General features: G+C 68.0%; 1 protein-coding gene. It reads left to right on the top strand.

Going from position 1 to position 1,961, the window contains the following annotated elements; translation table 11 throughout:
- Positions 1–17: 17 nt before the first annotated feature.
- Positions 18–1,961, top strand: a 1,944-nt coding sequence (locus Y694_RS21505; protein WP_255343901.1) for an amino acid adenylation domain-containing protein, incomplete at its 3' end; no start/stop codon positions are given.

Below are 1,961 nucleotides of genomic sequence, written 5' to 3'. Positions count from 1 at the left end.
AAGCCAGCGCAGCCGATCTGAGGTATTGGGGAGGACGGCTGGCGGGGTTGGAGGAGCTGAGGCTGCCGGCGGACCGGGAGAGGTCTGGGCGAGGCGAAGGTGGCGGAGGGGTGGTGAGGTTCGAGGCCGATGCTGCGGAGGTGAGGGGGCTGAAGGAACTGGCGAGGCGGCACGGAGCGACGCTGTTCATGGTGCTGCTGGCGGCATACAAGGTGCTGCTGATGCGCCACAGTGGGCAAGAGGACATTGCGGTGGGCACGCCCACGGGGGCGAGGCCGCACGAAGAGCTCGAGGGGCTGATCGGGTACTTCGTGAACATGGTGGTGCTGCGCACCGACCTGAGCGGAAAGCCGCGGTTCTCGGAACTGCTGGAGAGGGTGAAGTCCGGGGCGCTGCAGGCCTACGAACACCAGGACCTCAGCTTCGACCGGCTGGTCACGGAGCTCAGTCCGCAGCGCCGCATCGGACACAACCCGCTGTACCAGGTGGTCTTCGACCTGCAGAACGCGCCGCAGGGGGAACTGAACCTGCAGGGCGTGAGTGCCGAGCGCATGGCCGTGCACACGGGCAAGGCGCAGTTCGACCTGGGGCTCTCGCTCACGGAAGTGCAGGGTGAGCTGAGAGGGGAGTTCGAATACAGCCGAGAGCTGTTCGAAGAAGAGACGGTGCGCCGGCTGAGCGAGCACTACGGCGAACTGCTGCGCGCCATCGTGAGAGACGAAGGACAGGCCATCGACCGGTTGCCGCTGCTGGGAGCGGAGGAGAAGGCGCTGCTGCTGCAAGGCTGGGAAGGCCGCCGGCAGCCCAACGAAGTGCAGCGCCTGCACGAGTTGTTCGAAGGGCAGGCCGAGCGCACGCCGCAGGCACTGGCGGTGCTGTCGACGCAGGAGGGGCAGGGAAGCTGGAGCTACGCCGAACTCAACGACAGGGCCAACGCGCTGGCCCACCACCTGATCGGTCTGGGCGTGGGCCGGGAGGCGCTGGTGGGGGTGTGCATGCAGCGCAGCATGCACACCGTGGTGGCGCTGCTGGGGATTGCCAAGGCTGGCGGGGCCTACCTGCCGCTGGACCCGAGCTACCCTGAAGAGCGGCTGGCCTTCATGCTCGAAGACAGCGCGGCGCGCTGGGTACTCGTGGACCGCGAGGCGCGCGAGGCGATGCGCACGTGGGGAGCCGGCGCGACCGGCGTGGAAGTGCTGTGCCTGGAAGAAGAGCCGCTGCAGGCGTTGTGGAGCGGGCCGGTGAAAGGCAACCCCTGCGTGGGGGTCGAGCCGAAGGATCTGGCCTACGTGATCTACACCTCGGGTTCGACGGGGCGGCCCAAGGGCGTGCAAGTGCTGCACGAAGGCATCAGCAACCACGTGCAGTGGTTCGGTCGCACGGTGGGCCTGCAGGCCCGGGACCGGATGCTGTTCAAGACGAGCATCAGCTTCGATCCGGCGCTGGTGGAGATGCTGGTGCCGTTGCACGTCGGGGCGGCGGTGGTGGTGCTGCAGGCTGGGGAAGAGCGCGACAGCGCGAGCGTGATCGAGGCGATCGGCGAGCATGGCGTCACGGTGCTGCAGGTGGTGCCCTCGGCGCTCAAGGCCATGCTGGCGGAGCCGGACCTGAAGGGATGCGAGAGCCTGCGCTACGTCGTGTGCGGGGGCGAAGCGCTGGAGAGGAGTCTGGCGAGCGAGGTGGTGCGCAAGCTCAAGGTGCGCATCGGCAACTTCTACGGACCGACCGAGACCAGCATCGATGCGACGTGCCTGCCTGAGGTGGACATCAGCGGGGTGGGGGCGACGGTGCCGATCGGGCGCCCGGTGGACAACATGCACTGCTACGTGCTGGATGGGTACGGGGAGCCTGTGCCGATCGGGGTGATCGGGGAGTTGTACGTGGGCGGGGTGGGGGTGGCGCGAGGCTATCTGAACCGACCGGAGCTGACGGCCGAGCGCTTCGTGGTCGACCCGTTCCGT

The sequence above is a fragment of the Methylibium sp. T29-B genome (assembly GCF_000576225.1).
In the GTDB taxonomy this organism is placed as follows: domain Bacteria; phylum Pseudomonadota; class Gammaproteobacteria; order Burkholderiales; family Burkholderiaceae_C; genus Methylibium; species Methylibium petroleiphilum.
Note: the sequence above shows the minus strand (reverse complement) of the source record. Positions and strands in the feature narration are given on the sequence as shown.